The organism is Streptomyces sp. NPDC048275 (assembly GCF_040652275.1).
In the GTDB taxonomy this organism is placed as follows: domain Bacteria; phylum Actinomycetota; class Actinomycetes; order Streptomycetales; family Streptomycetaceae; genus Streptomyces.
The window spans coordinates 64,883-72,799 of record NZ_JBEZLR010000006.1; the positions used below are offsets into that span (position 1 = coordinate 64,883).

Genomic DNA, 7,917 nt, shown 5'->3' on the forward strand with positions numbered 1-7,917 from the left:
GGGTCCGGCCTGATGTCATGCGCCGGAGTCGTCCCGGTCCGGTCCGCCCAGCCAGGTGGTCAGGGCCCACCACCAGTGCAGGGTGCTCAGCGGGCCGGAGAGGCTCTCCGGCGGGAGGTCGGTCAGTGACTGTCCGGTGATCTGCTGGAGGCGGTCGAGCCGGTAGCGGATGGTGTTGGGGTGGGTGAACAGGGCCGTCGCGGTCTGGTCCAGGCGCCTGCCGTTGTCGAGGAACGTCAGCGCGGTGAGCGCGAGCTGACGGTGGAAGTCGTCCGACTGGTCCAGGGCTCCCAGGAGCCGGCCGCTCAGCTGCGCGCCCAGCAGCGGCTGGTCGGCGAGGGCGATCTCGGCGGCGAAGTCGGTCAGCTCGTACCGGCCGTGACGCCTCTGGCGTACGCCGATGTCCAGGGCTCGGGTGCACAGCCGGTACAGCGGACGGATCTCCTCCAAGGGCGCGGCCGAGGAGACCACGACCAGAGTCCCCGTCCCCGCTTCCGTGCTGCCGGGCATCCGGCGGCACAGGCCCGCCAGTCGTCCCTCCACGAGACCGAAGATTCCGCGAAGCGCGGAGAACCGGTCCATGAGGCGGCGCGCGGACGCGGGATCGGTGGCGTCCGCGACGAGGCAGTGGTGGAGTCCGCCGCCGTCCGGCGGCGCCCCCGCCCTCGTCATCTCCTCGGCGGACGGCACGACTCCGCCGACCAGAAGCCGCCGCAGCAGACTCGTGCGCACCTCCGCGGTCTCGTGCGGTGCCGCCCGCTCCGCCGCGCGATATCCGTTGATCACATGCCGCTCGACCGCGTCGCCGTACTCCTTCAGCCGCAGGACCAGCGTGAGCAGGGCGCCGTCGGGCACCCCGGCCGCGCGGCACCGGTCGACGGTGATCTCCACCGCGCGGGTGAGCGCGGCCTGGACACCACGCAGTACCGCGGTCATGGGCACGCTCTGGCCCGCCCGGTCGGCGCCCAGTAACAGGGCTGCCGTGAAGTCCTCGTGCTCGACCCGGTCGAAGGTGCTGAACCACCCGCCGGCGGCGCGGATCATGGCGGTGACGTGGGAACGGGTCTCCGCCTCGGGGAGCCGGGCCACCTCGGGGGACTGGGCCCTCGCCGCGCGGACGAGTTCGTGGCACACATCCGCGTCGACGGCCATGGCCCGCAGGATCTCGGTGACCGGCTCGCGTTCATGAACGACCGTCATGAGCCACTTCTCCGTCCGCACGTTCTCTCCGTCCGCACGCTGTCGTCGGGCCACAACGGAGCGGTGATCACGTTGGCGCCCGGCCACTACCACATTGCTGTGACGACCTGATTCCCTGTGGGCTACCGACGGTAACAGCGCAGTCGTCGCAAGAACATCCCTTGTGTCTCCCGCACCCTCCGCACCGCTCCGCACCCTCCGCAACCCTCCGGAAGGCAGCCCATGGAGAATTCGCCATCCCCGGCCGTCATCAGCCGTCGCCGTGCCCTGACGGTGGCAGGGGGCGTGCTCGCCGGCGCCGCCCTCGCACAGACCGCACCCGCCTTCGGCGCCTCGGCGGGCACGGACGCCGACGCCATCGTGGTCGGCGGCGGGCTCGCCGGTCTGGTCGCGACAGCCGAACTGGCGGCCGCCGGCCGCAAGGTGCTGCTCCTCGACCAGGAGCCGGAGAGCAATCTCGGCGGTCAGGCGTTCTGGTCCTTCGGCGGTCTGTTCCTCGTCGACTCCGACGAGCAGCGGCTGATGGGCATCAAGGACTCGCACGAACTGGCGTGGCAGGACTGGCAGGGCACCGCCGGTTTCGACCGCGGTGTCACCGATCCTCTCGGCCAGGACCACTGGGCCCGCAAGTGGGCCGAGGCGTATGTGGACTTCGCGGCCGGGGAGAAGCGGTCCTGGCTCTACGGGCTCGGGGTGCGCTGGTTCCCGATCGTCGGATGGGCCGAGCGCGGCGGCGGCCTCGCGGACGGGCACGGCAACTCCGTCCCCCGTTTCCATGTCACCTGGGGCACCGGTCCGGCCGTGGTCGAACCGTTCGAGAAGAAGGTGCGGGCGGCGGTCGCGGACGGCAAGGTGACGTTCAAGTTCCGGCACCGCGTCGACGAGGTCGTCCGCACGGGCGGTGTCGTCACCGGCGTCCGCGGGGCGGTCCTGGAGCCGAGCAACGCGGCCCGGGGCAAAGCCAGTTCCCGCACCGTGGTCGGCGACTTCGAGCTGCGCGCGCCGGTGGTGATCGTCACCTCCGGGGGCATCGGCGCCAATCACGATCTGGTACGGCAGAACTGGCCGGCCCGGTTGGGGACCCCACCCAAGTCCATGATCACCGGGGTGCCCGCGCACGTGGACGGCAGGATGCTCGCGATCACGGAGAAGGCGGGCGGGCGGATCGTCAACCCCGACCGGATGTGGCACTACACCGAGGGGCTTCGCAACTACGACCCGATCTGGGCCAATCACGGCATCCGCATCCTGCCCGGCCCGTCGTCCCTGTGGTTCGACGCCACCGGCAAACGCTTCTCCGCCCCCGACCTCCCCGGCTACGACACCCTCCACACCCTCAAGTCGATCACCGACACCGGGTACGACTACTCGTGGTTCGTCACGACGCAGAAGATCATCGCGAAGGAGTTCGCGCTGTCCGGGTCGGAGCAGAACCCGGACCTCACCAACAAGGACATCTTGATGCTCCTCTCGCGGATCTGGCAGACGCCCGAGCCGATCGAGAGATTCAAGAAGAACGGAGTCGACTTCGTCGTCGCCTCCACGCTTCCCGAACTGGTCACCGGGATGAACAAGTTGACCGGGGACGGTCTCATCAACCTGGCCGACCTCAAACGGCAGATCGACGCCCGGGACCGGGAGATCGACAACCCGTACACCAAGGACGTTCAGGTGATGGGGATCCGTAACGCGCTCGCCTACACCGGCGACTCGCTCAGCCGTACCGCCTCGATCCACAAGATCCTGGATTCCAGCGCCGGACCGCTGATCGCCGTACGGCTGAACATCCTCACCCGCAAGACACTCGGCGGTCTCCAGACCGACCTGTCCGGCCGTGTCCTCGATGCGAAAGGCACCCCGGTTCCCGGCCTGTACGCGGCCGGTGAGGTCGCGGGGTTCGGCGGTGGCGGGGTGCACGGGTACCGCTCCCTGGAGGGTACGTTCCTCGGCGGTTGTCTGTTCTCCGGCCGCCAGGCCGGCCGAGCGGCGGCCGCCGCCACCGCATAGGTGTCTCTGGAACCGTGAACACTTTCGGCAAAAGTGTTCACGGTTCCAGAGAAGGGTCGGTCGGAGAAGGGTCAGACGGTGGCCCGGCCGGTGGCCCGGCGCGCGACCAGGGAGTCGCGGATCTCGCCGGCGCGGATCGCCGTGGTGGACAGCAGGGTCGAGGTCAGCCCGTGGGTGTGCTCGGTGCCGCCCTGGAGGTAGATGCCCGCGGTCACCTCGGCCGCGACCTCCACCCGGTGATCGCGGCCGACGCGGACGTCGTCGCCGTCGTCGCGCAGGCAGAGCTTGGCGGAGTCACCGAGCAGGGCGCCGATGTCCCGGGAACGGTAGCCGGTGGCATGGACGAGCAGGTCGGCCTCCATGACCTGCCGTTCGCCCGTGGGCAGGAACTCCACGGCGACGTCGAGTCGGTCGGGGTGCTCGCGCACATCGCGGATGCGGGAGACGTTGAGGAACCGCAGTCGTTCCCGGCCGTGCACCTTCTCGCGGTAGGCGGTCGAGTAGAGGGCCTCGATCAGGTCCATGTCGACGACCGAGTAGTTGGTGGAGCGGTGGTAGTCGACGAGGGACTGTTTGACCTCGGGAGGGGACGAGAAGTACACGTCCACGGCCTCGGGGTCGAAGATCCGGTTGGCGAAGGGGCTGTCGTCGGCGGGGGTGTACCCGTACTTGGCGAAGACCGCGCAGACCTCCGCGTCGGGGAACGTGCGGTGGAGGTAGTCCACCGCCTCCGCGGCGCTCTGGCCGGCGCCGAGCACGACGGCCCGGCGCACCGGGGTGTCCCTGGCGGTCAGTTCGGCGACGTTAGGGATCAACTGACTGTTGTGCCAGACCCGTTCGGACAGGACGGTGCCGGGCGGCAGATGGGGTTCGAGGCCGACGGCCACACTGATGTTGCGGGCCCGGTGGGTCACGGTGCGGGCCGGGTCGTCCGGGTGACGGCAGGTCACGTCCAGGTAGGACACCTCGCCGTCGTCCCCGCGTACGGGGGAGACGGACAGCACCTCGCAGGAGTACTCGACGAGGTGGCGCACCCTGGCGGCGGCCCACTCGAAATAGTCGTGGAACTCGGCGCGGAGCGGGAAGAGCGTCTTCTGGTTGAGGAAGTCGACCAGTCGGCCCCGCTCCCGTAGGTAGCACAGGAAGCTGAAGTCACTGGTGGGGTTCCGCATGGTGACCAGGTCCTTCAGGAAGGACACCTGCATGGTCGCGTCGTCGATGAGCATGCCCCGGTGCCAGCCGAAGCTCGGCTGCCGTTCCAGGAAGAGTGCCTTGAGCCGTTGGCTTTCGGGAAGCTTCGTGTTGTGTTCGTCAATGGCGATGGAGAGTGCCAGATTTGACGGACCGAAGCCTATTCCGAGGACGTCGTGAATGGTGTCCGGTTCGCAGTGCGGTGCTTTCACCGTGGACATCGCCTCCCTCAGCGAGCCATATCGTAGATAAGGTAAGCCTTACCTTGCAATGGCCTGTGAGGGATGACCGGATGACTGGCTGTCAGTTCCGGTGGAAGTCCTTGTTAAACCTCGTCATTCCATCCGGCCGGAACCGCGTCGTGATGGCGGCCCATCGGAATCACCAGCGGCGTGCCGCTCACCGGGTCGGTGACGACCTGGCAGCGCAGATCGAAGACGTCCTCGACGGTGGCCGCGGTGATGACGTCGGCCGGTGGCCCCTCGGCGACGATGCGGCCGGACTTCATGGCGATGACGTGATCGGCGTACCGGCAGGCCTGGTTGAGGTCGTGCAGCACCATCACCACCGTGCGGTGTTCCCGCCGGTTGAGGTCGGTGATGAGGTCGAGTACGTCGATCTGGTGGGCCAGGTCGAGATAGGTGGTCGGCTCGTCGAGGAGCAGCACGGGAGTGCCCTGGGCCACGGCCATCGCGATCCATGCGCGCTGGCGCTGCCCGCCCGACAACTCGTCCACGGAACGGTCGGACAGTTCCGTCAGATTCGTCGCCGCCAGGGCCTCGTGCACGGCGCGCTCGTCGGCCTTCGACCACTGCCGCCACCAGGTCTGGTGCGGTGAACGCCCCCGGCTGACCAGGTCGATGACGGTCAGCCCCTCCGGTGCCACCGGCGTCTGCGGGAGGATCCCGAGCCGTTGCGCCAGTTCCCGGGCCGGTATGGAGCGCAGCGCCCGGCCGTCCAGGTGCACGGCCCCCTGGCGAGGCGTCAGCAGCCGGGCCAGGGCGCGCAACAGCGTCGACTTGCCGCAGGCGTTGGCTCCGACGATGGCGGTGATCCGGCCGGTGGGCACCTCCAGGTCGAGGTCCTCGACGACCAGTCGATGGTCGTACGCCAGATGCAGACCGCTCGCGTTGAGTTCGGGCCCCGGCCGGGAGGCGGCGGTGGTGGTCGTACGGGAATCGGAACCGGTGGTGGTCGTCATGGTGGTCGTCCGGGAACCGGAAGTGAAACCGGAACCCGAACCTGTGGTGATCGGCGCCGTGGTCCCGGAGTCAGGGCCCGTCTCGTGGTCCGTGGAGGTGTCCGAGCCGGGGCGTGGCGGCGGGCCGGGGGTGGTGGTTGCCATGCGTTCAGCCTCCTGAGCCCGCGCGGTTGGCGCGGATGAGCAGCCAGAGCAGTACCGGCGCGCCGAGGACGCCGGTGACGATCCCGACCGGCAGTTCGGTGCCGGAGATCGCTTCACGTGCGATGAGGTCGGAGCCGAGGACGACGAGCGCGCCGGTGAGTCCGGCGGTGACCGGTGGTGGCCATGCCGTGCCGGCCAGGCGTTGGGCGATCTGCGGGGCGGCGAGCGCGACGAAGGCGACCGGTCCCGCGGCCGCCGTGCCGAAGGCGATCAGGCCGACCCCGGTCAGCATGAGCGCGAGCCGTACCGGTTGGACACGGGTGCCGAGCCCGGCGGCCACGTCGTCGCCGAGCTGCAGGACGCGCATCTGGCGGCCCAGTGCCAGGGCCACGGGAACGAGGAAGGCCATGGCGACGGCGAGTGTGGTGACCATGTCCCAGGTACGGCCGTTGAGGTTGCCGACCAGCCAGCCGACGGCCGCCTCCGCCGCGAACTGCTGGCCCCTGGCGAGCAGGAAGTCGGTGGCGCTGGTGCAGATCCACGACACCCCGATGCCGACCAGGATGATCCGGTAGCCGGTGGCTCCGTGCTTCCAGGCCAGCGCGTACACGACCAGGGCCGTGGTCAGGGCGCCGAGCAGACCGAGGCCCTGGGTGCCGAGGCCGCTGTCCCAGCCGAGCACGATGCCCGCCACCACGGCCGTCCCGGCGCCCTCGGTCAGACCGATCATGTCCGGGCTGGCCAGCGGGTTGCGCGTCATCGTCTGGAACACCGCTCCGGAGATCCCGAAGGCGATGCCCACCAGCAGCCCGGTCAGGGCGCGGGGCAGCCGCAGGTCCTGTACGACGATCACGGTACTGGGGTCGCCGACGCCGGCCAGCGCCTTGACCACGTCGGTGAAACCGATCGGATAGTCGCCGAGGGTGACTCCCCAGCAGAACAGCAGGAACACCGCGCCGGTCAGCGCGACGCAGACCGCGATCAGCCGCGGCCGCAGCACGCCGGAGACGGGCGGGGCGACCAGCCGGAAGGTCTTGCGCGCCCTGGACGCGCGGGGAGTCGTCGGGGCGGTGGGCGTGGTGAGTGCGGGCATGCTCACACCTCCGCGAGTTTGCGTCGGCGGACCAGGGCGATGAAGAAGGGGCCTCCGATGAACGCGACGAGCACCCCGGCCTGGATTTCCAGCGGCCGGTCCACCAGGCGTCCGAGGATGTCGGCGGTGAGCAGCAGACAGGGGGCGAGGGCCGCGGAGAGCGGGAGCAGCCACCGGTGGTCGGGGCCGAGTCCGGCCCGCTGGGCCAGAATCCGTGCGAGGTGGGGCACGACCAGTCCCAGGAAGACGACCGGGCCGATGACGGCGACCGACGCGCCGGTGAGCAGCACCACGGCGGTGACGCCCTGGAGTCGTACGAGACCGATCCGCCGCCCGAGCGAGGCGGCCACGTCGTCGCCGAGGGCCAGGCTGTTGAGCGCGGGCGCGGAGGCGATGGCGAGGACCGCGCCGACGGCGAGGAAGGGCAGGAGCCGCAGCACCACACCGCCGTCCTGGCCGGCGAGGGAGCCGGCCGACCAGAAGCGGAAGCGGTCCAGGGCGTCGGGGTTGGTGAGGACGACGGCGCTGGTGAGTGAGGAGAGCAGCGAGGTGATGGCCACTCCGGCCAGGGCGAGCTTGACCGGTGTGGCGCCGGAGCGCCCCAGCCTGCCGAGCAGGAAGACCACCACGCTGGCGACGAGGGCCCCGGCGAAGGCGAACCACACATACCCGTAAAGGGAGCCGACTCCGAGTACTGCGACCGCGATCACGATGGCGAAGGCGGCGCCCGCGCTGACGCCGAGGATCCCGGGGTCGGCGAGGGGATTGCGGGTCAGGGCCTGCATGAGGGCGCCGGACAGTCCGAGTGCGGCTCCGGTGGCCAGTCCGAGGGTGGTGCGCGGGACGCGTACCGACCAGATCACGTCCTCGACGTTCTGGCTCGGCGGATCGCCGAACACGGTCCGGACGACCTGCGTCGGAGGAATGTTGAGAGCGCCGAGGCCGATCGACAGCAGACACAGGAGGGCCAGGACCGTGAGGACCAGGCCCACGAGCAGAGTGGGGCGCAGTCCGCCCGCCCGGGTCACCGGCCTTGCTCCACGGTCAACTCCCTTAGGTTAGGCGGCCCTTAACTGTACCG

The 7,917-nt window shown here is 69.9% G+C and carries 6 protein-coding genes; 1 reads left to right on the plus strand and 5 read right to left on the minus strand.

Features of this window, described 5'->3' with window-relative positions; all coding sequences use genetic code 11:
• Window positions 1-15: 15 nt before the first annotated feature.
• Window positions 16-1,200: a helix-turn-helix domain-containing protein gene (locus AB0D57_RS06175; RefSeq protein WP_362067560.1), complete on the minus strand. Its 1,185-nt coding sequence runs from the start codon at window positions 1,198-1,200 to the stop codon at window positions 16-18.
• A 222-nt stretch (window positions 1,201-1,422) separates the two neighbouring features.
• On the opposite strand from AB0D57_RS06175, the gene AB0D57_RS06180 reads away from it, so the two are divergent.
• Window positions 1,423-3,207 (plus strand): FAD-binding dehydrogenase, encoded by a 1,785-nt coding sequence (locus AB0D57_RS06180; protein WP_362067562.1) that lies wholly within the window; start codon window positions 1,423-1,425, stop codon window positions 3,205-3,207.
• Window positions 3,208-3,278: 71 nt separating this feature from the next.
• On the opposite strand, the gene AB0D57_RS06185 is transcribed toward AB0D57_RS06180, so the two are convergent.
• The 4 genes from AB0D57_RS06185 to AB0D57_RS06200 all read right to left on the minus strand — a co-directional run bounded on the left by AB0D57_RS06185 (window position 3,279) and on the right by AB0D57_RS06200 (window position 7,864).
• Window positions 3,279-4,619: a SidA/IucD/PvdA family monooxygenase gene (locus tag AB0D57_RS06185; RefSeq protein WP_362067564.1), complete on the minus strand. Its 1,341-nt coding sequence runs from the start codon at window positions 4,617-4,619 to the stop codon at window positions 3,279-3,281.
• Window positions 4,620-4,723: 104 nt separating this feature from the next.
• The gene (locus AB0D57_RS06190) at window positions 4,724-5,599 is read right to left on the minus strand and encodes an ABC transporter ATP-binding protein (protein ID WP_362067713.1); all 876 of its coding nucleotides are present in this window, start codon (window positions 5,597-5,599) and stop codon (window positions 4,724-4,726) included.
• 148 nt (window positions 5,600-5,747) lie between these two features.
• Window positions 5,748-6,836, minus strand: coding sequence for an iron chelate uptake ABC transporter family permease subunit (locus AB0D57_RS06195; protein ID WP_362067566.1), 1,089 nt, complete (start codon window positions 6,834-6,836; stop codon window positions 5,748-5,750).
• A 2-nt stretch (window positions 6,837-6,838) separates the two neighbouring features.
• Entirely contained in the window at window positions 6,839-7,864 is a 1,026-nt protein-coding gene (locus AB0D57_RS06200; protein ID WP_362067568.1) for an iron ABC transporter permease, read from the minus strand.
• Between the last annotated feature and the right edge of the window lie 53 nt (window positions 7,865-7,917).

Coding starts and splice junctions, on each gene's coding strand:
- AB0D57_RS06180 (WP_362067562.1), top strand. CDS start 1,423: ATGGAGAATTCGCCATCCCCGGCCGTCATCAGCCGTCGCCGTGCCCTG.
- AB0D57_RS06175 (WP_362067560.1), bottom strand. CDS start 1,200: ATGACGGTCGTTCATGAACGCGAGCCGGTCACCGAGATCCTGCGGGCC.
- AB0D57_RS06185 (WP_362067564.1), bottom strand. CDS start 4,619: ATGTCCACGGTGAAAGCACCGCACTGCGAACCGGACACCATTCACGAC.
- AB0D57_RS06190 (WP_362067713.1), bottom strand. CDS start 5,599: ATGACGACCACCACCGGTTCCGATTCCCGTACGACCACCACCGCCGCC.
- AB0D57_RS06195 (WP_362067566.1), bottom strand. CDS start 6,836: ATGCCCGCACTCACCACGCCCACCGCCCCGACGACTCCCCGCGCGTCC.